This is a genomic window from Streptomyces sp. NPDC053432, from assembly GCF_055585365.1.
Genome location: NZ_JBVJKF010000016.1, coordinates 113255 through 136570, shown reverse-complemented (window position 1 = coordinate 136570; position 23316 = coordinate 113255). Strand labels below are relative to the sequence as shown.

The 23316-nt window shown below is 71.4% G+C and carries 20 protein-coding genes and 1 pseudogene; 6 read left to right on the top strand and 15 right to left on the bottom strand.

What is annotated here, in order from left to right; translation table 11 throughout:
- Window positions 1-63: 63 nt before the first annotated feature.
- From ACZ6Y1_RS25185 to ACZ6Y1_RS25175, 3 genes are all read right to left on the bottom strand, one after another.
- Window positions 64-360, bottom strand: coding sequence for a transposase (locus tag ACZ6Y1_RS25185; protein ID WP_469634068.1), 297 nt, complete (start codon window positions 358-360; stop codon window positions 64-66).
- Between the two features lie 72 nt (window positions 361-432).
- Entirely contained in the window at window positions 433-1095 is a 663-nt protein-coding gene (locus tag ACZ6Y1_RS25180) for a response regulator (protein WP_469633934.1), read from the bottom strand.
- Complete coding sequence (locus ACZ6Y1_RS25175; RefSeq protein WP_469633931.1) at window positions 1070-2245, bottom strand: sensor histidine kinase; 1176 nt, start codon at window positions 2243-2245, stop codon at window positions 1070-1072. Before ACZ6Y1_RS25175 ends, ACZ6Y1_RS25180 begins: the two co-directional genes overlap by 26 nt.
- 175 nt (window positions 2246-2420) lie before the next feature.
- On the opposite strand from ACZ6Y1_RS25175, the gene ACZ6Y1_RS25170 reads away from it, so the two are divergent.
- The 3 genes from ACZ6Y1_RS25170 to ACZ6Y1_RS25160 all read left to right on the top strand — a co-directional run bounded on the left by ACZ6Y1_RS25170 (window position 2421) and on the right by ACZ6Y1_RS25160 (window position 6156).
- Window positions 2421-4682, top strand: coding sequence for an MMPL family transporter (locus ACZ6Y1_RS25170; RefSeq protein WP_469633928.1), 2262 nt, complete (start codon window positions 2421-2423; stop codon window positions 4680-4682).
- Window positions 4683-5027: 345 nt separating this feature from the next.
- Window positions 5028-5318, top strand: coding sequence for a hypothetical protein (locus ACZ6Y1_RS25165; RefSeq protein ID WP_469633925.1), 291 nt, complete (start codon window positions 5028-5030; stop codon window positions 5316-5318).
- A 430-nt stretch (window positions 5319-5748) separates the two neighbouring features.
- On the top strand, window positions 5749-6156 hold the full coding sequence (locus tag ACZ6Y1_RS25160; RefSeq protein ID WP_469633921.1) for a DUF3662 domain-containing protein: 408 nt from the start codon (window positions 5749-5751) through the stop codon (window positions 6154-6156).
- A 622-nt stretch (window positions 6157-6778) separates the two neighbouring features.
- Here the strand turns inward: ACZ6Y1_RS25160 and ACZ6Y1_RS25155 are convergent.
- From ACZ6Y1_RS25155 to ACZ6Y1_RS25145, 3 genes are all read right to left on the bottom strand, one after another.
- The gene (locus ACZ6Y1_RS25155) at window positions 6779-7690 is read right to left on the bottom strand and encodes a short-chain dehydrogenase/reductase (RefSeq protein WP_469633918.1); all 912 of its coding nucleotides are present in this window, start codon (window positions 7688-7690) and stop codon (window positions 6779-6781) included.
- Between the two features lie 517 nt (window positions 7691-8207).
- Window positions 8208-9101, bottom strand: a complete 894-nt coding sequence (locus ACZ6Y1_RS25150) for a hypothetical protein (RefSeq protein ID WP_469633915.1) — start codon at window positions 9099-9101, stop codon at window positions 8208-8210.
- Window positions 9098-9619, bottom strand: coding sequence for a SigE family RNA polymerase sigma factor (locus ACZ6Y1_RS25145; protein WP_469633912.1), 522 nt, complete (start codon window positions 9617-9619; stop codon window positions 9098-9100). The genes ACZ6Y1_RS25150 and ACZ6Y1_RS25145 overlap by 4 nt, the downstream gene beginning before the upstream one ends.
- Before the next feature lie 350 nt (window positions 9620-9969).
- On the opposite strand from ACZ6Y1_RS25145, the gene ACZ6Y1_RS25140 reads away from it, so the two are divergent.
- Window positions 9970-10323: a hypothetical protein gene (locus ACZ6Y1_RS25140; RefSeq protein WP_469633909.1), complete on the top strand. Its 354-nt coding sequence runs from the start codon at window positions 9970-9972 to the stop codon at window positions 10321-10323.
- A 629-nt stretch (window positions 10324-10952) separates the two neighbouring features.
- On the opposite strand, the gene ACZ6Y1_RS25135 is transcribed toward ACZ6Y1_RS25140, so the two are convergent.
- From ACZ6Y1_RS25135 to ACZ6Y1_RS25105, 7 genes are all read right to left on the bottom strand, one after another.
- Window positions 10953-13142, bottom strand: coding sequence for a tetratricopeptide repeat protein (locus tag ACZ6Y1_RS25135; RefSeq protein WP_469633905.1), 2190 nt, complete (start codon window positions 13140-13142; stop codon window positions 10953-10955).
- Window positions 13143-13211: 69 nt separating this feature from the next.
- On the bottom strand, window positions 13212-16526 hold the full coding sequence (locus ACZ6Y1_RS25130) for a hypothetical protein (RefSeq protein WP_469633902.1): 3315 nt from the start codon (window positions 16524-16526) through the stop codon (window positions 13212-13214).
- A gap of 160 nt (window positions 16527-16686) precedes the next feature.
- Window positions 16687-16902: a hypothetical protein gene (locus ACZ6Y1_RS25125; protein WP_469633899.1), complete on the bottom strand. Its 216-nt coding sequence runs from the start codon at window positions 16900-16902 to the stop codon at window positions 16687-16689.
- Window positions 16903-16952: 50 nt separating this feature from the next.
- Window positions 16953-17111 (bottom strand): hypothetical protein, encoded by a 159-nt coding sequence (locus ACZ6Y1_RS25120; protein ID WP_469633896.1) that lies wholly within the window; start codon window positions 17109-17111, stop codon window positions 16953-16955.
- Window positions 17112-17253: 142 nt separating this feature from the next.
- Window positions 17254-18135: a hypothetical protein gene (locus ACZ6Y1_RS25115; RefSeq protein ID WP_469633893.1), complete on the bottom strand. Its 882-nt coding sequence runs from the start codon at window positions 18133-18135 to the stop codon at window positions 17254-17256.
- A gap of 10 nt (window positions 18136-18145) precedes the next feature.
- Window positions 18146-18709 (bottom strand): papain-like cysteine protease family protein, encoded by a 564-nt coding sequence (locus tag ACZ6Y1_RS25110; RefSeq protein ID WP_125824382.1) that lies wholly within the window; start codon window positions 18707-18709, stop codon window positions 18146-18148.
- 821 nt (window positions 18710-19530) lie between these two features.
- On the bottom strand, window positions 19531-19881 hold the full coding sequence (locus tag ACZ6Y1_RS25105) for a hypothetical protein (RefSeq protein WP_469633890.1): 351 nt from the start codon (window positions 19879-19881) through the stop codon (window positions 19531-19533).
- Window positions 19882-20311: 430 nt separating this feature from the next.
- On the opposite strand from ACZ6Y1_RS25105, the gene ACZ6Y1_RS25100 reads away from it, so the two are divergent.
- The gene (locus tag ACZ6Y1_RS25100) at window positions 20312-20713 is read left to right on the top strand and encodes a YunG family protein (RefSeq protein WP_469633887.1); all 402 of its coding nucleotides are present in this window, start codon (window positions 20312-20314) and stop codon (window positions 20711-20713) included.
- Between the two features lie 286 nt (window positions 20714-20999).
- Here the strand turns inward: ACZ6Y1_RS25100 and ACZ6Y1_RS25095 are convergent, their stop codons facing one another.
- Window positions 21000-21326, bottom strand: a complete 327-nt coding sequence (locus ACZ6Y1_RS25095; RefSeq protein WP_469633884.1) for a GYD domain-containing protein — start codon at window positions 21324-21326, stop codon at window positions 21000-21002.
- Between the two features lie 886 nt (window positions 21327-22212).
- A pseudogene (locus tag ACZ6Y1_RS25090) lies at window positions 22213-22584 on the bottom strand (CdaR family protein); the annotation flags it as partial.
- A gap of 145 nt (window positions 22585-22729) precedes the next feature.
- Here ACZ6Y1_RS25090 and ACZ6Y1_RS25085 point away from each other — a divergent pair.
- A complete protein-coding gene (locus tag ACZ6Y1_RS25085) occupies window positions 22730-22897 on the top strand; it encodes a hypothetical protein (protein ID WP_469633881.1) in 168 nt (55 codons plus the stop codon).
- Window positions 22898-23316 lie beyond the last annotated feature (419 nt).

The following is a 23316-nucleotide window of genomic DNA, read 5'->3' as shown; positions in this document are numbered from 1 at the left end:
TCGGACGCGTGAGTACATCCGCTTGAAACCGCTGCGACCCGTGCCGGGCTGGGATCCCTCACGTCACTGCACCGGTGTGGCCGTACACTTCCCCGCGTCGATGGCCAGCGATATCACGCTCCTTGCCGACTCCGGATACTTCGCCGCCGGCGGGCGGCCGGTGCCGATGTGGGAGGCAGTGAGCGGGACCGCCTCGCCCGGCTGAGCGGTCACGGTCGTGGAGACACCCACCACGTAGTGCAGCCCTCGTTCCTGCAGGTCGAGGCGGAAGGCAGCGGTGTCCCCGTACCCGCCGTCGGCGACAGCGACAGGAACCTCGTCGGCACCCCGCGTGCACGGCAGCCGGCTTGGCCTGCACATCCGCCCCGAGGCCCACCGGCGGCCATGAAGGCCCCAGGTCAGGCTCTCATGGGACATGGCCCGGCACTCGGCTCAGGTGCTGGGGAGGATACGGCGCGTTTCGTAGGCCCACATCGCGATCTCGACCCGGTTGCGGGCGCCGAGTTTGGCCATCAGGCTCGCCAGATGCGTCTTCACCGTGCTGAGGCTGATGTGCAGTGCATCGGCGATCTCGGTGTTGGTCAGCCCGCGAGCGACGGCGAGGAGCACCTGCTCCTCGCGGGCGGTGACGGGCGAGACCGGTTGGGCGACGGCCCGCCCGGCCGGCAGGTCCGCGAATGCCTGGAGCAGACGGACGGTGACGCTGGGCGCGATGAGCGCCTCGCCGTCGGACGCCGACCGTACGGCCTGCGCCAGAAGGTCCGGTCCCGTGTCCTTGAGGAGGAATCCGCGGGCGCCGGCCCGCAGGGAGCCGTAGACGTACTCGTCGAGGTCGAACGTGGTGATGACGACCACCGCCAGCGGGTCGGCGACGCCCGGCCCGGCGACCAGCCGGGTGGCCTCCAGCCCGTCGAGTACGGGCATGCGGATGTCGAACAGGCAGACATCGGGGCGTAGTTCGCGGGCCAGACGTACCGCTTCCTGTCCGTCGGTGGCCTCGCCGACCACCTCGATGCCGGGCTGGGCGTTCAGCATGATCCGCAGCCCGGTGCGGATGATCGTCTGGTCGTCAGCGACGAGGACGCGAATGGACACCGCTCTCGCTCCTCGCTCGCGGCAGTTCGGCTTCGACGTGCCAGCCCCGGTCGGTACCCGGGCCGGCTCGTAGTGTGCCGCCCAGCAGGGTCGCGCGCTCCCGCAGTCCGGTAAGTCCGTATCCGGCACGGCCTCGGCCGGTGCGCCGGCCGTTGTCGCGCACGCTCACCCGTACGGCGTGCCGTTCGGCGGCGACCCGGACGACGACCTCGGTCGCGTCGACCGCATGGCGCAGCGCGTTGGTCACCGACTCCTGCACGATCCGGTAGACGGCCGCGTCCACGGCCGGGGGCAGCGTGTCCAGTTCGCCGTCGAGCCCCAGGACGACCCTGAGGCGGCCACCCGGGGTGCGCACCAGGCGCTCCAGATCAGCGACTCCTGCAGGGGGCGCCAGCTCGGCGCCGACCCCGCGGTCGCGCAGCGCGGCGACCATGGCGCGCATTTCCTCCAGCGTGCGCGCCCCTTCCTCCTCGACCCCCTCCAGCGCCTCGACGGCGGCGGACGCGTCGGTGCCCGCGAGCACCCGGCCCGCCTGGGCGAGGATCACCATGGCCGAGACGTGGTGGGCCACCGTGTCGTGCAGTTCCCGGGCGAGCTGCTCGCGCTCGCGGGAGCGAACCTGCTCCAACTGCCTCTCGCGAGCGGTCCCCCGGAACCGCACGGCAGCCCCGACCACGCCGGGCAGCAGCAGGAAGACCAGGCCCACGACCTTTTCCACGACCGGGGTCTCGTCCATGAGGACACACAGCGTGCCGACCGCGAGGATCACCGCGCCGCCCAGCACGATCTCGCGTCCCGATCCCCACCGGGGCAGCGCGTACACCAGCACGAGCACGACCGCGCCGGCGGTGTACAGGCCGACGGGCTCGCGCGGTGCGGCGACGAGCGATGCCACCGGAAGCAGGGCCACCGAGCCGAACGCCAGCGTCACCGTCGCCAGCGGGCGGGTCCGGCGCCACAGGAGCAGCAGGCACGGCCATACGGCGAACACCACCGCCACCGGCCGCCACACGACGTCCTCGCGCAGGGCGGCCTCCAAGGCCACACCGGCAAGGCCCGCGGCGAGCAGCGCCCAGTCCCGCCGGACCCGGGCGGGCACGTCGGGCGGCCGGGGTTCGGTCCACAGGGTTCGCAGGTCGTCTCGGAGCACGGTACTCAGCGTAGAGACCCTGCCGCGCCACGCATCGGCCGAAAGGACGGGCTGTCACTCCGACTTGGGGCCGACGGATTCGTGGCCCGCGGGCCGATGCCGCGGAGCGCCGTGGCGACGACCCTCGGCATCGGCGGCCGTACAAGGACGGCCGACGAGGTGGTTGGAGGACCCGATGCTCTCGAAAGCCCTGTCGCGCCTCGGCGCTGGCGCCGCCCGCCGTCCCTGGCGGGTGATCGCTGCATGGCTGATCGTCGCCACGCTCGCCGTCCTCGCCGCCGTCGCCTTCGGCGGGCGGACCGCGGACTCGATGACCGCTCCGGGGCTGGACTCCCAGCGGGCGGCGGAACTGATCGAGCGGGCCGGCACCGGCCAGGAGGGGATGACCGCCCAGGTGGTCGTCACCCCCCTCGACGGCCGTGCGACGTTCTTCGACGACGACGGCGCGCGGACCGCTCTCACGCGCCTGCAGGCCGAGGTGCAGCGACTGCCGCACGTGCTCGGCACGAGCGACCCGGCGGGGGCGCTCGACGTGGGCGGGGACACCGCCGTGCGCGGCGGCCTCGTCTCGGCCGACGGGCGGATCGCGGTCGTCCGGGTGCAGTACCCCGACCAGAGCCGGCTGTCGGCCGAAGACCTCGGCGCCCTCGTCGATCTCGGCGACCGGCTGCGTGCCGAACTGCCCCTGCGCATCGAGATGGGCGGGAACCTCTTCTACGCCTTCTCCGACCCCGACGGCGGCGCGAGCGAGCTGATCGGCCTCCTCGCCGCGGCCGCGATCCTGTTCCTGGCGTTCGGTTCGCTCGTCGCCGCCGCGCTGCCGATCGGCATGGCGGTCTTCGGGCTGACCGTCGGCGTCGCCACGATGACGGTACTGGCGGGGATGACGGACGTCCCTACCTTCGCGCCGGTCCTGGGCAGCATGGTCGGGCTCGGAGTGGGCATCGACTACGCGCTGTTCGTGCTCGCCAGGCATCGGGAGTACCTCGCGTGCGGGTTCGATCCCCGCGAGGCGGCGGGGCGAGCGGTGGCCACGGCGGGGAGGCCGGTGGTCTTCGCCGGCGGCACCGTCGTCGTATCGATCCTGGGCCTGGCGGTCGCGAACGTACCGTTCATGACGGTGGGCGGGCTCGCCGTCTCGATCGTCGTCCTGACCATGGTGATCGCGTCGGTGACGCTGCTGCCGGCCTTCCTCGGCGCGGCCGGCCCGCGCCTGGGCCGGGCCGGCCGGATCGGCCGGGCTCTTCGGGCGGGGCGGCTCGGCCGGCGGCGGGACACGGAGGCGGGCGCCCTCCCCGCAGCCGGGTGGCGGCGATGGATCGGGCACGTCAGCCGGCACCCGGTGCCGTACGCGGTCGGCGCGGCGGGGCTGCTGCTGACGGCGACGCTGCCGGTGCTCGGCCTGCGAGTCGGCCTGCCCGACGACGGGTCGCTGCCTCAGAGCCGTACCGAGCGCCGCGCGTACGACCTCGTCGCCGAGGGGTTCGGGCCGGGCACCAACGGTCCCCTGGTCATCGCCGCGGACCCCGCCGGTGATCCGGGAGCACTGGACCGACTCGTCGCATCGGTCGCGGCGGATCCGGGCATCGCATCCGTCGCGCCGACGCACATCGACCGGGCCACCGGCATCGCGACCCTCGTGGTGTTCCCGACCACCAGCCCTCAGGACAAGGCCACGGCCGACACCATCGCCCGGCTGCGCACCGACGTACTGCCCGAGGCGATCGGGCCCGGCCCGGCCAGGGCCCACGTCGGCGGCGCCGCCGCGAGTTTGTCCGACGTGGGCCGACGCACCAGCCAACGCCTGCCGATGTTCGTCGCCGCCGTGCTGGCGACGTCGTTCCTGCTGCTGATGCTGGTCTTCCGCTCGGTACTCGTACCGCTCAAGGCGGTACTGCTGAATCTGCTGAGCATCGGCGCGGCCTACGGCGTCATGGTCGCGGTCTTCCAGTGGGGCTGGGGAGGCGCACTCATCGGGCTGGAAGCGACAGTTCCGATCGTGTCGTTCATCCCGATGTTCCTCTTCGCCATCCTGTTCGGCCTGTCCATGGACTACGAGGTGTTCCTCCTCTCGCGCGTGCGTGAGGAATACGTGCGCACCGGCGACAACGCCACAGCGATCGTGGAGGGCGTCTCGGGCACCGCCCGGATCATCACCTCGGCGGCCCTCATCATGGTGGCGGTCTTCCTGTCCTTCGCCGTCGCCGAGGACCCGTCAGCCAAGATGTTCGGGCTCGGACTGGCCACCGCGATCTTCATCGACGCCACGGTCGTCCGCATGGTGCTGGTACCGGCGACGATGACACTCCTGGGCCGGACCAACTGGTGGCTGCCGAGGTGGCTGGACCGGCTGCTTCCCCGCGGCCCGGTCGGCACCGACGACACCGGCGCGGAATCCACGGGTGAGGCCCCTCATCCACGGCTGGCTGACCGTTGACTCAACTCCTGCCCACTCTTGGTGTCCGGCACCTCAGCGCGTGGGCGGACGTGCATCGCCAGGAGGTGTTCCGGCAACGGGCGCCGACAGTACATGACGGCCGTCGTCACGACCGCGCGCCCCAGAAGCGTCACCGCCTTGGCCTCCGCCTCGGACAGCGCGAGCCCGTCCAGGACCGGGGACACTCACAGCAGTCCCCGTCCCGGGAGGCGCTCCAATACCAGGTACGCCGCACGGGCCGGCGCCGGTGCCCAGCCGCTGCCGCCGGCCCGTACCTCACATGCGGCGGTCCAGCGGTCCGGCGGCAGTGCGAGCCGGGCGGCCCTCGACGCCTAGAATCCCCGAATGGAAACCGAACTGTTGGACGCACTGGACGAACTGGTCGAGCTGCAGCAAGCAACCGACGAAGCGCAAGCCGAGTTGACGCGACTGCAGGCAGAACTCGGCGACGCGGGCCAATGGACCGACGAGCAGCACGTGACGTGGCGGGATGCCTGGGAAGACGCGCGCGAGCCCTGGTGGCTGCTGGACACGGCCCTGGACCACTACGCGGAGACGCTCGGTCTGGACCGCGACGAGCTGGAGACCACAGTCCAGAAAGCGGCGGGCCACGTCCCGCTGCCAGACGAAGACTGACGGCCCCGCCGAGCATCGAGCCAGCTCGAGCGCGTCCACCCCGCAGGAGCTTCCTGGAAGGGGCGATACCCACGGCGCCGCCGCGCCCCTTCGCCGCAGAACGAGCACACCCCGCACGCTGCGCCAATCTGACATGGGCGCCCGTCCGCCAACTCGAATGCACGGCGGGCGGGTCGATGATGTCGCTGTCGGTGATCGGTCATCACCTCGGCGGCAGTGCCCTCTCCCCGGCGGCCTGCGCGCCCAGAGCTGATGACTGCCTGCCCGGGCGTACGGCACCGTCACGACGCTACGCCTCACTGACGTCGGCTCTGCGTGCGGGCACGACCCTGCGGAGGTCATGCAGCGAGGCCAACCGCATGGGCATCCTGCAGGTCAGCCGGTGCAGTGCCGGGCGCGTGACGTCGCGGAACCGGGGCAGGTGCAGCTCATGGACACGTTGAAAGGCTGGGAGCGGGCGATCGAACAGGCCGAACAGGCACTCGCGGAGAAGCTGTTCGGCAGTGAGGCGGGGGAGGCTGAGGTGGTCCAGGCGCTGCTCCGAACGTGCGACGAGCAGGCCGTCGTATGCAGTTCACACCGCACCGTGGTGCCGAACGTGTACATCGTCGAGCTTCCTCCAGCCGTATACACCGGCATCGGCCCGCACCTCACCGTCGTGGGGCAGGAGCTGACCGACCGGTTGGAGCACCACGGCGAGCGCCGGGGCTACGAATGGGCCGGGCCGCTCACCGTGCAGCTCGCCGCGGTCGAAAACGTCCCCAACGGCCGCTACCAGGTCCGTTGTGCCCCCATGGAACACATCGGGTCCGCGCCGCTGAGCTCTCCGGACGTGTAACCCGGCCCTGCCGTGAACTGCGGAGGCCCGGGGTGGCCTTCGCGGACCGGCAGGCAGTCGTAGAAGGCGGCGACGGTCCGTGGTACCGAGCAGGGCGTCCACGACGTTGCGCCGGGACGTCGGCCCAGCACACCGGCAAGGCTCGGGTGCCGTCGGTGGTGATGTGTCCCGCGCGGCCCCGCGCAGGTCCTGCGGGGGCGAGGTGAGACAGGGTCGGGGCGGAAGCGGGTGTACCAGATGACCGCGTCCGCCCCGGCGCGTGTGCCGTCGCCCCTCTCTGAGGACAGGCCCCACCTGGCACATCAGGAGCGATGCTCGCCTTTGGTGTGGCTCCGCACATTGGTGGATGCACCACTTCGACGAGGAACTGCTGAAGCAGGTGCAGTAGAACCCCGAGGTCTTGGTCCGCCGCACTCGATCCTCGGCCTCGGCGCGCGGTGCGAGCAGGCTGGGTTACGTAGGAGCCGAGGGTCTCCAGCAGCATCGCCGGTATGAAGCCAGTGGCATCGCCGACGAGCAGGAAGCTGAAGGGTGGTCCGGTGGCGGTGTACACCGCGGCCTGTACGAGGTAGTCCTGTTCGACGGCCCGGCCCGGGACGCGGACGCGCACGCCCCGTGCCGGTCAGGTCTGGGGCGGAGCCACCGGCCGCACCGGCAGTACCGCTCCGCGCGCCCGCAGGTCGGCGGCACCGCCCGCGCCGAGCACCCCGGTGGTCCGCTCCAGCTCCTCCAACGGCAGCGCCGACAACGACCGCCGTGCCACCGCCGACACCACCAGCGGCAGCACCGGACGCAAGGGTTGTACCAGACGCAGCCAAGGTGGGGCGTAGACGCTGACCGCGCGCCGCTCCACCCCGCGCACCAGCCATCCGGCGACCCGCTCGGGACTGTGCACGCGGCGGGCGGGCGCGGGCTGATGGGAACGCAGGGCCCGCAGGACCGGGTGGTCGTCGAGGGCCGCGATCATGTCGGTGCCGGTCCAGTGCAGGTACGCGATGCCCACCCCCACGCCCGCGGGACGCACCTCGGTACGCAGGGCCTGGGCGAACGACTCCACGCCCGCCTTCGACGCGCAATAGGCGCTCATCAGCGGCGCCGAACCGAACGCGGCGGTGGATGCCACCTGGAGAAAATATCCCCTGGTGGAGGTGAGTTGGGGCAGGAAGACGCGGGCGGTGTTGGCGCTCCCGATCAGGTTGACCTCGACCACCCGGTCGAACAGCGATGCCTCGCACGTAGCGAACGGACCCGCGGCGGCGATTCCCGCGTTGGCGATCACCACCGAGGCGGGGCCCATCCGTGCGCCGACGCAGCGGGCCGCGCCCTGGAGCGCCGCTTCGTCGGTGACGTCGACCTCGAAGCAGTGCGCCTCGGTCGGCAGCCCGGCCGCGACCTTGCGCAACGAGTCAAGCTCCCGGCCCAGCAGTGCCAGCCGCATGCCCCGCAGGGCCAGCCGGCGTGCCACCGCCGCTCCCACGCCGCGCGCCGCCCCGGTGACCACCGCGATCCGCGCGTACGATCCGCCCTCCGCCATGACCGCCTCCAGGCCCGCCCTTACGACCCGCGCCGCACCGCGCACCCGCCCAGTCGACCACGCCCCCACTCGGCCCGCCCGCCACCGTCAGCCACAGGGGTGACGGCACCGCGGCCCCCGGCGCCGGATGTGCACCACCACGCGCCCACCCCGGCCCGGCCGGGGTGAACAGCAGCGCCCGGTGACCAGCAAGCTACTGATGTGCGCTGTTGGACTGTCCGCAGACAGCCGCCAGGGTGGCGCCCACGAGCAGGGGGAGGAGGAGGGGCGTCCGGCGCTTCATACGGGCACGGGCTTTCGGATGTCCGGGCCCGCGGACATCGCCCCTCGGCGCGGCAGGGCATGCCGGGGCGAGCCGGGGTGTGTCAGGGCCTGGTCGGAGTACGGCAAGGCCTGCCGGGTACGGGAAGGGCGGGTCAGGGGGCCCGGATGCGCCGCCGTGCGGGCGCATCCGGGCCCGTCCGCTGCGGGCGGCGGCGGCTGCCGGTGGCCGGTTCGGCGACTGCCGCGGTACGGCTCATCCGCCGCAGGATTTGGCGATCTTCGCGTTCTCGTCGATGTCGATCGGGAAGGAGGCGGCGCCGCCGAGGTTCACAGTCCATCCGTGGGTGAGGGTTCCCGACGAAGGGTTGTCGGCGAGCCAGAAGGGGGGTGTGGTGAAGGAACAGGTGCCGGCGGTCGGCCCCTGGGCGCCGGCGGATCGGAGGTGCCCGGTCACGAACTGCTTCCCGAGCGTCTCCAGTGCCGTGGAGTCACCGGACTTGGTGGCCGCCACCAGTCCACCGTAAAAGCCGGACACCGTAGGGTCACCGCCCTTGCCGCCCCCGGCGTTCGCCGCGCAGGTCAGGTCGGTCACCTTCCCCGTGACGCCGTCGAAGGCGAGGGAAGGGCTCCGGTCGAGCGGTTCGGTCCCCTGGTACAGCAGGACCTCGCCCGCCACCAGCACGCCGTCGACCGCGGCGCCGCAGGTCACGCCCCGGGAGTCGGGGCCCCAGATCCGCTCGTACGTGTACCGGTCGGCGAACAGCGCCGCCACTTCGGCCGGATCCACCTGTGAGCGGGTGGCGGGGTTCTGGTGGCGCAGAGCGGAGAGGAACAGGGCGTTCGTCGTCCGGGCCGGGTCGGCCCGGGGCGCTTCGCCGGGCACGGAGGGGGAAGGGGGCAGGTCGGAACTTGGCGCGGTGGCCGCCGGTGCGTGCGCCGGTGTGCGGTCCGGCCCCTCCCGGGAGAGGAAGCCGGCGCCCAGGGCCACGATCACCACGGCCGCCGCCGCAACCGTCTGCAGGCGTCGCATGCGGCGCTGCCGTACCGACCGGATGAGGCCGTCCACGTCGTAACTGCGCGGCGGTTCCTGCCGTGCACGGTGAAGCATGGCCGCGGCCAGCTCCTCCTCCAGGTCGAAGTCCTTCATGCCGCTCCTTCCGAACCCGCGCGCAGTGTCTGTGTACCGACGGTCGACCGGAGCTTCGACAGGCCCCGGGCGATCTGGGACCGGACCGAGCCGGCCGAGATGTTCATCAAGCGGCTGATCTCCGCGTCGTCGAGGTCTTCGAAGTACCGCAGCACCAGGACGGTGCGCATGCCGACCGGCAGGGACTGCAGTTCGCGCATCAGCTCGTCGCGGACCACGAGCCCTTTGTACGGATCGACCTGCCCGCACCCGATGCCGTCGTCCAGGCGAACTTCCGCACGCCATCGCAGCTTGCGCCAGCGGTCGTTCGCGAGGTTCACCAGGATCCGGCGCGCGTAGGCCTCCGGCGCATCGGCGCAGCGGACCTTGCGCCAGTGCCGGCACACCTGCTCCAGGGTGGACTGCACCAGGTCGTCGGCCACGTGCCGTTCGCCGGTGATCAGCAGGGCAGTCCTGAACAGTGCCGAGGACCGTGCCTGCACGAAGGCCGTGAAGCCGGGAACGTCAGCAGTTCGCATGGCCACCCGGCCTGTGCCTCTTGGGCATCTTCACCCCTCCCGAAGCCGCCTTGGCTCCCCCGACGTACCTGACGGAGCTCGCTCCTCGGCTGCTGCACGCCGTCTCCGACCGTGACCCAAGCGTTATCTTCCGTGCCCTCCGGTGCCGTGGGCACACCCCGCCCCCCCCTGCACCCGACCGCGGCGCTGTCCCGAATGCAGGATGTCCCGCTGTCCGTCCTGGAGGACCCCATGCTCCGACGCACGTTCCTGACCGATGTGGCAAGGCATCCAGCGCCGCGTCTCCGGCGAACTCGTCGCCGTACAGCAGCGGCTCGACGCCCCGCCTGTGGTCCGTCGCAAGCCGGCTGATGACCCTTTACGCCACGACGTTCCCCGGCGCCGACGGGGCCGCCGCCATACGCTGGTACCGGATGGCCGCCACCGCCGCCGACCAATCCGGGGACCCGGCCACCCGGGTGTGGGTGCGGGGCCGGGCCGCCATCGCGCTCGGGGTACGAGGGGCATCCCTCGGCGTCGCCGACGTCCCCGCGGGCCAGGCCCTGGCCCCGCTCCCGGAGCGTCCGTCGCTCAGGCTGCTCAACCCGCTCTACGGCGAGGCCCACGCCGCCGCCATGCGCGGCGATCGGGCTACCGCCCTCGACCTCGACGAGCGCGGGCGGCGGGTCACGAGATGGAGGCCAAACGGCTCCTGCCGCACGTGATCGAACAGGCACTCGCACACGCCAACCTCGGCGCCCGCGTCATCGACATGCTCGTATACGTCTCGTGCACCGGCTTCATGATGCCCTCAGGGAGGCCCCGGCGACCAGCCGGCCGCGATCGCCCTGTGGGGCCGGCGCGTGGCCGAGGGCCGCGTCCTGAAAGCGGGTAGCACTTCTTGGGCCGGCGGTGACGGCGAGCTGCTGCAAGGCGGTGCGGGTGGAGCCGGGGCCCGGCCAGCGGCCGTTCCCGCGACCTGCCCGGCCGGTGCCGGGCGGGGCGGGGACGGGCGGCGAAGGCGGCCGCGTCGACCTGGACTCACTTTTGGACCCCGGCCGGCTCCTGCAGGACCTTCACGGCAAGCCCGGCCAGCACGGCAAACTCGGCTGTGGGAGAAAGATGGGCGTCGAGCGGTCCCGACGACCACCGGTGATCCGGCCGGCCGACTATCCGGGCGGGTCTGTTGTGACCGGTGTTGCCACCGCTCGCTCCGGCACCCGAGTTGGTTCTTCTCGCACCAGCTGCCGCGTGCTGTGGGGCACCCCCGGGACGCCGATACACGACGATGCCCGGCAGTGATCTGCTGGACTCATCCGGACGCGCGCGATGTCGCTCCGCTGTTGGTTCATCGTCAGGCCAATGCTTCGTATACGGCATCCATGGTGGCTTCCGTCTGGGTGACCCTCCTGATGCGATCAGCCCTGGCCGTGGAGCCGAGCTTGTCGAGCACGGCGGCGTAAGTGATCAGTGCGCCTCTCAGGTCGTCCGCGTACTCGTGCGGCGCGTAGGCGGCCAACTGCACGAACAGGGCGACCGCTTCCTCCAGCGCGGCCCCGGCCTGCTGTAGCCCGCTGCCCCGGGCGACCCTCAGTCGGCCCGCTCCCCACAGCGCCTTGGCGATGAAGGGGCGGTAGACGGCCGGGTCGGCCGAAGAGAGGCGGCGCAAGTTCCCGACGACCTCGTCGGCCGCGGTGAGTGCCTCGTCGTATCGCTCACCTTCGACCAGCAGGCTGTTGAGCCTGTTCACGGACACGGCGAGATGCGGCAGATGGGTCGCGGGATCCGCTGCGACCAGGCGCCAATAGACGGCCAGCGCCTCGCGCGCGGCCGACAGCGCCCCGTCCTCCTCAGCGTCGGCCAGCAGACTGCTCAGGTTGACCAGGCTTCTGGCGAGGCCCGCCTGGTGGGCCTCGGCGCCGATCCCGGCCCTGCGCCGGTGGATCTCGACCATCTCTCGCAGGGGCACCAGCGCCTCGCGCAAGCGCCCAGCGGCCCGGAGCCGAGTGGCCAACTCCTGCAACAGGACGAGAAGACGGTCGAGTTGGACGTCGGGGTCAGCTTCGGCCAGTCGCCTGCGCACGTCGATCGCCTCCCGCAGGGCGGCCAGCACCTCGGGGCGCCGCATGCCCCCCAGCAGGGCGCACAGGTTGTCCAGGGCCAGCGCGAAGTCAGGCATGTGGGCAGCAGGGTCCACATCGGCCAGTCGGCGGCCCACGTCGACCGCTTCCCGTATCACCTGCGACGCCTCGTCCAGACGTCCCAGGCGGGCGAAGACGGCACTCAGGTTGTTCAACGACTTGGCGAGGTCGGGCTCGTGGGCGTCGGGGTTGATCGCGGCCAGCCGGCGGAAGAGGTCCACGGCCTCCTCAAGCGTCGGCACCGCCTCGTCCAGCCATCCGGCATCGACCTGGTAGCTGCCGAGATTGTCCAGGGCCGCGGCGAGGCCGGGTTCATGGGCATCGGCGTTGGCAGTGACCAGTCGTCTTGAGGTGCTGACGACCTCCTCCAGGGCCAGGGCCGCGTCCTGCGGCAGTCCGAGTTGCCGCAACCACATCGCCCGGTGGCGCAGCGCCCGGGCGAGATCGGGCAGGCAGGCGGATCGATTGTGCTCCGCGACCAGCTGGAGAAGCTCGATGGCACTGTCGGCCGCCGCCAGCGCGTCCTCCGGCCGCTCCAGAGCGGAGAAGATCAGGCCGAGATTGTCCGCGGCGGTGGCGACCGGGACGACGTAACGCCGTCGCGTGGCATCGTCGCCCTGGAGCAGGATGGCCGCCGCCTCCAGCGTGACCCGCAGAGCCTCCTGTGGCCGCCGGTGCCGGAGAAGAGCCGAACCCAGATTGATCAAGGCTCCGGAGAGAACGCTGGGGTCGCTCTCCGGGGCAGCCGCCATCAGTTCCCGCGAGATCGCCGCAGCCTCTTGTGCCACCACCAGTTCCTCGGCCTCCCTGCCCATGCGGGGCAGGTACGCGCTGAGGTTGACCAACGCTCCTGCCAGGCCTGCCCGGTGGGCCCGGGGATCGGCCTCGGCCAGCGAGCGGAACATAGTGGTGGCCCGCTCAGCAGAGGTCACCGCTTTGTCGGCCAGACCGGCATGTGCGTAGCGCGCGGCGAGACGGCTGTGCAGGATCGCCCGGTCCACGGGGGATTCGGTGTCCGCCAGGCGGCGGTCGGTGAGGCGCTCGGCCACCGCGGCGATGCCCGCGTCGAGGTCGATGTGCCGGTTGGCGGGCAGGACCGTGTCGATCGATTCGAGGACCCCGAGCAGGCTGCCGTCCAGCACCTCGCCGTCCGCGATCCTGGCCAGGGCACCGACCGCGGCCGAGCCCGCGTCCAGGGCGATCCGGGGATCAGCCTTCACCACTGGGTACAGATATCTCTCCCCGACGTGCGGCCAGCGGTCCGCCGCCGCCGCGAGGTGGGCGACGGTCCGCGGCGTCCAGGCCGGCGCCGCGCCGTCGTCCCCGCGGCGCAGGACCGCGGCGGGAACGGATGCCGCCCAGTCGTCCGTCGGGTATCCGGTGATCGGGCTGCCGGGCAGCATGAGAGCGACGAAGTCCTCTGCCAGGCGATCGGGCTGCCCTCTGAGTTGTCCCCCCGCCTCGGCCTCCTCTCAACGGGCGACAGCATCGTGGGACGCCACGTCGCCGTCGAGCAGGGCGACCACCAGCGGAGCGAGTTCGGGCCGGGAGAACACCACGGCCGCGAGCCACTCCGGGGTTCTCGTCCGCGTCGCCAGCAGGCGCATGATGTGGCGGCGGCAGAGCGCGGGATCGACGGCCACGGCTGCGAGGACCAGCGCCCGCACCTCGCTCTCCTTGTTGGCCAGGCTCCGCGAACCGAGGCTGCCGAAGGCTTCCTCCAGCAGGGCGCCGGCAGCATCCTGATCACCGTCGCGGGCCAGTACCTCGGCACGGGCGGCGAGCACCGGGATCCACCGGTTGCCGAGCGGTTCGTCCGCGGGACGGAGCATCGCGTCGGCGCCGTCCGGACGGCCTGTGCGCGCGGCCACTTCCGCCACGGCCGCCGCTTGCTGCGCCCGTACGCCTTTGGTCGCGGCCGTCCATCCGTCGGCGGCCCGCCGGGCCAGATCCAGGAGGCGGTCGACATGGTCGTCCTTCCCCAGGGCGGCTGCGATCTCCGCGACTCTGAGCAGTGCCTGCGCTCTGTTCGGCTCCTTGACCGCCAGTGCCTCGTACTCGGCGGCGACGAGATCTCCCCCGACGGCGCACTTCACCGCCGGTCCCGACTGGTCGCTGAACATGTCGGGCATCCGGATCCGGTCGGCGAACCTCCCGGCCCACTCCGGTTCCCCGCCGCGCAGGGCCGCCGACGCCGCGACGGCGGCGGGGTCCTGCTCCAGACCCCTCCGGGTCCTGGAGACCGAGGTCCTGGCCACGGACCGGGCCAGGGTCAGCAATCGCTCGGCCAGGGCGTAATGCCCCGTCTCGGCGGCTCCGATCGTGGCCTGTTCGAGGGCGAAGACGTAGCTTCTCTCTCCGGCGTGCGCGGCGAACTCCCGGGCGAGCACATGGTCTCCGGCGCGTCCCGCGCCCCGCGCCAGGATCGCCGCGATGCGGTGCACCGCACCGGCGTCGCCGTTCGAGTGGGCCAGCGCGAACAGTGGTCCCGCCTGGTCGAACCGACCGTGGTGGGCCACCGCGTCGGCCACTGCCAGAGTCTCCCAGAAATGGCCTGTTCCGGGCGTGTCCAGGTCGCCCAGGATCTGTTCGGCGCGGCCCGGACTGCCGCACCGGGCCAGGGCCACGGCCAGATCGACCCGGCTGTCCGACTGATGGCGCGGACGGTCGATCGAGGCGGCAGCCTGCACGGCGTGTTCCAGATACACCGACGCGGCATCGGAGTGGCCGCCCTCGTGGGCCACCTCGGCGCAACGTATCAGCGCAGCCAGCCGCGCCTCCGGGTCCACGAGGCGGTCGAGCAGATCCCAGGCCTGATCGGGGCGGTCGAGCAGCTGGTGCAGATGCGCCACGCGGGCGGCCCCCTGCCGGCCCTGCCCGGCCGCTTCTTCCACCAGACGCAGGCAGAGATCCCAATCGAGCACCCGCGCCGCGGCCTCGGCCAGGTCGAGCACGGCGAGGAACCGTTCCCGCACCGCTCGCAGTACGGCGGCGTCCGTCGCATCCGGTACGGGAGCGGGCAGCCTGGCCAGCATCTGCTCCGCGACCCGCAACAGCGCCGCACCGGCCTTGGCCCCCTCCTTGTGGGCGATCCCCCGGGCGAACTCGGCGTACACACGGATCCGCGCACCCGCCCCCTGGGGCCGTGGGAAGGCGACAACGCACTCCCGCGCACCGCGCACCTGGGCCGAGCGGGCGGCGATGCTGACCAGGGTGTCGTCCCTTCGCCCGCCGGCGCTGTCGGCCAGGCCCTCGGCGGTCCCGAGAATCCGCAGGGCGTCGGCGCGGTCGCCGATCTCCAGGTGGGCCTCGGCGACTGCGGCCAGGGCCACGGCCATGAGATCCGTACCGGGGCTGGGCGGCGCGACACAGGCGATGTGCTCCGCCTCCCGGAGCAACTCCATGGCCGTCGTCCGCGCACCGCAAGCGTGCGCGGTGCGGGCCAGGGCGGCCAGTGATGGGGCGTTCCAGACTCCGCCGGCCGGATCGTCGAGGGCGATGGCACGTGCCCGGGCGACGTAGCGGAGGGCGCGCTCGGCGTCCCCCCGGCGTGCGGCCGCCTCGGCCATGCCCGTGTACGCCCGGACGGAGTGCCAGATCACGGATGCCAGGCACTCGGCCCAGGACCACTCCCCCTGCTCCGCCCAGGCCACCGGGAGAGCCGGCGGGTGGCCGAAGCTCACATGCCCCGGACGTTCGGTCAGCCGATAGCGGCGCATGGCCAGGACGCATGCCTCGCCCAGGCTGTCCGCCTCCGTCGCGGCCAGGACGTTCAGGACGTCGGTGATTTCCTGCCAGGCACGGGCGGGGTGACCGGCCCGGCGTTGCCACAGCGCGATCCGCTCGGGCGAGGGGAGGGCGGCGAGCGCGGCGATGTCCCCGCCCGCGACCAGCACAGCGGGGTAATGGTCCAGGAGATACGCCGGGGTGTCGTCCGGCCAAGCCCGCCGTGCGAACTGTTCGGCCCAGGCGCGCAGAGCGCCCCGATGCCGCTCGGTCTCGGCGTGACCGAGCGCGGCGACGGTCTCCCGGCGCAGTGCGTCGTCGACGAGGTCGAACCGCTCCTGTGACGACTCCGGGTCGCCACGCGACACCAGTAAGCCGGAAGGGACCGTCCGCAGCACATCCCGCACGTCATGCGCGTCCATGCCGCCGCCCGCCGCGAGGACCGCTGCCAGGTCGTGCGCGGTCAGCGGACCACCGACGGCGAGAGCGCCCAGCACCGTACGGGCATCACGGTCCGCCAGCGCGGTGGCGAGGGGGCTTGCGGACAACCGGACGCGAGGGCAGCGTCGCTCGTCCCGCAGCGGGTGCGACCGGGGCACGGCCTCCGGAATCCGGGGCAGGACGCGACTGAGGACCAGAACGTGACCGTGGGAGCCCGTCGCGGCGGGCAGCAGGGCCGCGATCGGGGGCGACTCATGGTCCCCGTCCAGGCCGTCCACGAGCAGCAGCAGGTGCCGGCCGCTCGCTTCGGCCCGCGCACAGGCACGGGCCCAGAGGCCGTCGAGCGTGCTCGGTCTGGAGAGCGGCGGAGTCGGCTCGCCCAATAACGCCGCGAGCTGGTCATGGACTTCCTGTCGAAACCGCCTTGTCTGTCCGCCGGAGGCGCCCGACGCGAAAAAGGAGACGACGTCGACATCCCCCGGCGGGTGAGCGGCGAACCGCTCGCCCAGAGCGGTCTTGCCGGACCCTGGCGGCCCGACGAGCCAGCGGTAGGACTCGTTGGAGCGCGCGAACGCTTCGAGTTCCGCCAGTGCGCCGTCCCAGCCGCGAACGTCGTCCATCAGCTCCCCCTCACCGGGAGCCCCGGAGGACCACCCTCGTGCCCATGGTGATAGAGAACACTGTCAACAGCCAGGCTGAAATCCCCGTACGGCCGGAAGCGGCCCAGACCCTGTCCTTGCTCCAGCAGGCGAACCTCCGGGAGACCGTCGGCCACACCGGTCACACGGACGGGTCCCCACTCCTCGGGCCGGCTCCTCTCCACTCGACGAAGTCGGTGCCGGTGAGGCCCACGTCATCGGCGTTCTCCAGCCCGGCCTCGGCGAGGAAGACGCGGATGTCTGCCGGGCGGTGGGCGACTCCGACGGCGACGCCGTCGTAGCGGACCCGGCGCCGGCCCCGTTCACCGGGCGGGTAGACGATCAGCTTGGCGGCCATGCGCCCGGATGCCCGGCACCGGCACCTGCACCTGCACCTGCACCTGCAAGTCACAGGACGGCGCGGTGCAGGGCGCGGCGGTCGCCGGACATCGCGTAGCGGCGGGCGGCCGAGCCGTGCTCGAGGTCCTCGCCGATCTGGTTGCACAACAGGGTCGAGGCGTGGACGGCCTGTTCGTCGGAGAGGTAGCCCGGGGCGACTTCGAGCACCAGCTCGCCGATCGCGTACGCGCTGGCGACGAGGTCGTCGACGACGGCGCGCGCCCATAGCCCCTCTGCGACGGCGGACCGCCACTCCGCTCCGCCCCGGCTGGATGCCGGGACGGAGCGGAGTGACGGTCCGGGGTTGTGCTCAGTTGGTGCTTGCGCGCCGACGCCGGCGGAGCACGACGGCTCCGCCCGCGAGGGCGAGTGCCGCGCAGGAACCGCTGGCAAGGAGCTGGGCGGAGGACGAGGCTTCGTCCTCCGAGCGCTGGAGGCCGTAGCCGCTGGAGTAGCCGATGGTGTCGTACTCCGAGCCGGGCAGCTTGTCGGCGTAGCGGGCCTTGACCAGCTTCTGGTAGTCGCTGAGTGACACCGACGCCTGGCCGCCGAGTCCCTGCCGGGCCTGGTCGTTGAGGGGCTCGACGGTGGTGAGCTTGAGCTGGTACCAGCCGCGGATTTGCGGCTCGGCGAAGACCATCGTGCCCAGGGTGGCCTTGCTGGCGTATGTGGCGTCGCTGTCGCCGTCTCGCACGGCTGCCAGATGCCAGCCGCCGCCCTGGGTGGGGGCGAGCATGACGGTGGCGTTGCGGCCGTTGACGGTGGTGCTGAGCGAGGAGACCAGTTGCGTCAGTTTGATCGCCTCGGTGGGCAGCGGCTTGGCGGTGCCTGCCACGAACCCGGGGGTGATCTCGTTCAGTGCCACCGGATCCTTGATCGTGAAGACCGGGAGGCCCTGGCACGGCTCTGCCGTTTCGGGGATCGTCTGCACCGGCCCGCCGACGTCGCCGGTGGGCACCGGAGTGCGCAGGAAGCGGCATACCGCGTTGTGGACATCGGTGGACTTCACCGCGTTGAGGGCCGCCTGGTAGTCGGGGATGTCGGCGGGGAGAGGGTCCTTGGCCGGGGCCGCGTGCGTCGGACCGACGACGGACAACATTGCGGACGCACTCACTGCAATGACGATGGACAGACGGGAGAAGGGAGAGGCCGCCCGCTGGTTGGACATCTTGGTGCCGCTGGTGTCGCGCATGTCGCCTGCCTTAGCGGGAGATACCGATGCGGGAATGGGTCCACTTGGACGAGCTGTTGCTCACGTAGTCGTTGTAGTTCCACCACGTGTACGTGGTCGTGTCCGGCCACGGGTCGGCCACGGCGATCGTGTTGTTCGACGTGTCGAAGCCGTAGACCACGTTCATGTGGCCGCCCCCGGACGTCCAACCGATGCGGGCACCGATCGGCCGTGCCGCCTTGACGTCGGTGTACACCTGGTTGAACGTGGCTGCACTGCTCAGGCCCGAGCCGGTATGGGCCATGCCGAGGCTGCTCCAGCCCCTGGCCATGTCGTCGAGCGTGGCGGGCTGGTTGTTGCAGCCGTAGTAGGGCTGGGCACGGTTGCAGAAGTCCGTCTGTGTGGAGCCGAAGCCCTGGAACTTGGCGATGGTCAGCCCGGAGGCGACCCAGCACCACTGGGTCTTCTCCTGCTTCAGCATGCTGATGGTGTCCTGACCCGCTTCCGCGTGAGCCGTGCCTCCCGCGGCCGCGAGCGATCCAAAGGCGGCGAGCGCGATGGCCGACGCCGTGGTTCCGTACCTGAACCTGCCCATTTTCCTGCCTTCCCCTGATGGGTGCACGAGATGAACGGGGCCAATCTGGCAGGAATATGACAGCGCATTGTGTCTGTGGCACATAGGGGTGCCGAAGGAAATTGCCCCCTAATGATTATTTGACAGCTAATAATCTGGGTCGGCACGTACAGCCCACGCCTACCTGCCGCAGCCGAGTGTGGGGCTCACAACCTGCCGGCCTTCGGCCGGCTCCAAGTGCTCCTTTCGCGGGCGTGGGAGCAGCGGAGTGGGGCCGCTGGGGAGCAGGCCCTTGCGGCACAGGGTCCGTTCGCGGCTGCGGCACCGGGGGTTGCAGTACCTGCGGGGCCGCCCGGTGGAGCCGGGCAGAGGCTGGACGCAGGTAGGGCAGTGGCCGGCAGCGACGACCGGGGCCAGGCGCTCGAGGAGCTCGTGGGCCTGGTCCTCCTCCGGTCCGTACGGGATGGCGTCGGCCTGGCAGCTGGCGCGGAGTTCAGCGACGACGGTGCGCAGAGTGGGCAGGTCGCGCCGGCAGGTGCCGAGGAGGTTGAGGCAGTCCTCCACGAGCCAGCTTGCGAGGATCCGGAGCGGGTGAGGTAGAGGCCCAGGGTGTCGATCCGGTAGCGGTTGGTGGTATCGAGGAGCAGATAGCCGATCAGCTGGTTCGCGGTGTGCTTGGACAGTCGCCGGACGACGGGGTGCTTGGTGCTCTTGAAGTCGAGGCAGGCAGTCGACCACGTGGTCGGCGTCGGCGGTGATGCCTGCGCCCGGGAAGGTGGGCCCGCCGGTGCAGTCCTGGGCCTGGGTGCGGGCGCGCAGCGCCTTCAAGGGGCTGGTGGCGGTCAGGTAGAGCTGGTGGACGACGTCGTCGGCCACGTTCTGGTTGGGGAGCTGTCAAGAGCCGGTCGGGGGGTGAAGCCGCTGGGGTCCTCCAGCGCGGTGAGGTACAGCTGGATGTAGGTGGGTCCGTACGGGTTGCGGGCCAACACCTGGTACCAGGCGCCGGCGAGCAGCATGCGGGCCAGATGCTCCTCCTCGTCGTGGGGGCGGTCCATCGACAACGCGCGGTTGTCGGGGTCGAGGCGGTGCACGGTCTCGACCAGGCGCGCGGCGCACCAGCGGGTGTTGAGCTCGACACCGCCGAGTTCTTCCCAGGCTGGGCCTGCTCTCGCCGATCCACACGCCCGACGCACCCGCCGCCGTACGGGGCCGGCTCGGCACCAGGGCAACACCGCGCAACAGAGCCTGACGATGAATTTGCGCCTTGGCCCCTCACCCCCGACTCCGGCTGCCAACCGGCTGCCTCGGCCGCAGCGCATGAGTGACGAGGAGTTGGCCTCGACTACCGGGCCCGCCCCAGTTCTCCTGAGTGGCGCCGACCGCGTCATGGATTCGCGCCGAGCCGAGGCCGTGCGAGGCGCCTCCGGTTGTACGGAACGGGATCATTCCCGGCGCCGCACACGGCATGCCCGTGCAGGTCTTCAACAGCCGCGTCGCCGAGTTCCTCCACGACGTAGAACAGGCCCGCGTCGGCGGGTGAACCGGCACGCCGTGCCCGGCCGGCGGCTGACGAGTGGCACCCTCGGGAGTCGTCCTGTCAGTGGCCTCTGCGATGCTGACCGCGTGATCCCTTGGAACCTGCTCGCCCTGGACAGGGCTCTGCGCGTCAGCTGGGCCGCCGATACCTGCTCGCCCGATGACCAGGCCGATTGGCGGCCCGACAACCCTGCCCGGGGTCACTGCGACATCACGGCTTTGGTCGTCAACGACGTCTTCGGCGGCGACCTCATGGTCGGTGAGGTCCACCTCAACGGCAACCAGCACGGCTTCCACTGGTGGAACCGGCTGCCCAGCGGCGTTGAACTCGATCTGACGCGGGAGCAGTTCCAGGACGGGCAGACCGTCACCGCGGCTCGCGTCGTCCAGCGCCCGCCGGGACCCCTCCCCCGACGCGGAGGGGAGTACCTCCTCCTGCGTGACCGCGTCATCAAGCGCCTCGGTCACCTTCCCGGACCTCCGGCCTGACGGGCATCGAAGGGGCTGTCTCGGCCCTGGTCAAAGGAGCAGTCACCGTCACGCCACGCGTGGTCGGAGCGCCGCGCCGGCCGGTCCTTGCCGACGCTGTGCCAGCTCACTCCCCCGCCCGTACTCGACGTCCGCGGCCTGCTACTGAGACGCCCGGGGCGGGGACCAGGGACTTGGCGTACCGCCGCACGATCAGGGATGCACGGGTGCATGTGGGCGCTCGGCCCGGCGGCCATGCCTGCCCGGGGCGGCCCGGCCGAGGCAGTAGGTTTCGCCGGCCGGACCGCTACTGCCCAGGAGGCCGATACCGGACCTGCTCAGCTCTGCGCAGGGCATCCAGCGTTTCATCGACGCTCAGGAGAACAGTCGTCTCGAACGAGCTGAGCGCGCCCCCGCCGCTGATCGCCAGCGCGACCGAGGCCATGGACACGTTGTCCGGAGCTTCCCAGAGGTTGTAGCCGTCGTGCGTACCGAAGGCGTACCAGAAGCCGTGGAGCTTCCCGCCGACGGACTCGATGTACGACCGAGCGGCCAGGGCGCGGTCCTCAGGGTGGCCGATCAGTCTCGCCCAGGTCTCCGGTGTGTAGCTGAACCTCGATAGATAGAGCGGCATCGTGTCTCTCCTCCGTTTCATCAATCGATGCCCGCACTCGATCGGGGAAGACCGCGGTGGCCCGCGGTTCCCCCATATAGCCGGGGGCGCGGACCGGCATGGCCCACAGTCGGAAGGGATCGCCCACCGCTCGGTGCTGCCGGTCCTTCGGCGCCGCCCCGATGATGAGCGCCTTCTGCGCGTCCAGAGCCGGAGCGGTCCCGCGCGAGCTGCGCGCCCACATGCCCCGGTCCGCCCGGCGGATCCGTCCACCGGCGCTCGGCGTAAGGTCTCCCACGCTCTGGCGAGCGCCATCGGCCGCCGCGAGATGGCCGGCTCCATGATGATGCTCGGCGCCCCCACCGTGTGCTCTCCGGCATCGTCGACAACATCCCCCACGTCGCGACCACGGCCCCCGTCACCTGCGACCTCGTGCAGTCCATGGGCAGTGACGGCGAACACGTCATGCAGTGGACCCTGGCGCTGGGAGCCGACCTCGGTGGCAACGCCACCACGATCGGCGCCAGCGGCCAACGTCGACGTCCTCGGCATCGCCGAACGCAACCGCCAGCCCATCACCTTCTGGCAGTTCACCAAGTACGGCCTGATCGTCACCGCCGTCACCTCCGCGATCGCCGCCCTCTGCATCTGGCTGCGCTACTTCGCCTCGCGTATGCCACCTGACAGAAGGATCCACCCGCGCGGTACGACGACGAGCCGGTCTTCAAACGTAGCAAGTGGGGAACCAACCGCTACTACTACAACCCCAGAAACCCGATCGGCCGGGCCCTGGTGATCATCAGACTGGCCGGCATCGGCATCATGATGCTTTTCATGGCCGACCGGGCCGGCCCCTACAAACCCAGCCCGCCCCTACCCCACGGAACCCGCCCGCCGATGACTACAACATCCGCTCGGCCAGGTCGAGGACGTAGATCGCCGCCTCGTAGGAGTGCACCACGCCGCCGGCGCCGGGAGGGGAGCGGCCTATGGCCACTTTGCCGCCGTCGGTGGCGGCGTACGCCTGCTTGGCGCAGAACGTGAGGACGTCCGGCCGGTCGCCGGGGGCCACACATTCAATCCCGCGGGCCACCGAGTGGCCGTCGCCGTACGCTCAGGTCCGCTCGCCATGGCCACCGCGTGGGCCTGGGAAAGGCGCAGCCCGAAGCGCTCTGCGCGCTCTGACAGTCTCCCGAGGGCTGCGCCCGCAGAGGAGGTCGTCAATGAACTCGCAACGCGCGGCCTCCTCCTGGCGGACGGCCTGGTGCTGGGCGCGCTCGGCATGACCGACGCGCAGGACCAGGCTCGCCGTACGTTCCCGTGGCCGCCGGTCACCAATGACCGGCTGCATGACCTGTACGGCCGCCCCGGTCGGGGGCCTCGTGATCGGAACCCCTACACCTACGGATGGAAAGCTGGATGTCATGGCCTCAACACGCAGAGAGAACACCCCCGCGCAGAACCTCCTGGCGAGTCTCTTCTTCCTTGCCATCGGCGTGGCGATCGTCTGGGTGGGATTCCAGGGCTCGTCTGACGACTGCGGCGGCAAGAAGATGTCGGCGGGCGACACCTGCGTGAACTACTCGAACTGACCTACGTCCCACCTGGACATCCGGCCCGTCCGTGGGGAGGCGCTGTGGGTGGCGCCTCCCCGGAGATGCCGCGGGAACACCACCGGCACCTCACCGGACGGACTGCGGTCGATGCTGACCACTTCGCCGCGTGTTTGGCGGTCACCGTCGAGCACCACGTCGCCGACGTTGAACCGGCGGCGGCCGGTCACCGGCGTCCCGCCGCCGCGCAGCGCTTCATGAGCACCTGCATGTCCGTGACGACCGCCCCCGCAACGGCCCGTGGCCTTGTCGTGGCGGTGCGCGTAGTCCTGGCAGCGGCCGCAGTCCGGCGTGGCCGCGAGGGCGGCCGGGGGGACAGCTTGATGACCTCGGCCTGTGCGTGGTCAGTGGACTCTGCCATGGGTGCACCCCGTTCGCGGGTCGTGCGGAAACGGATC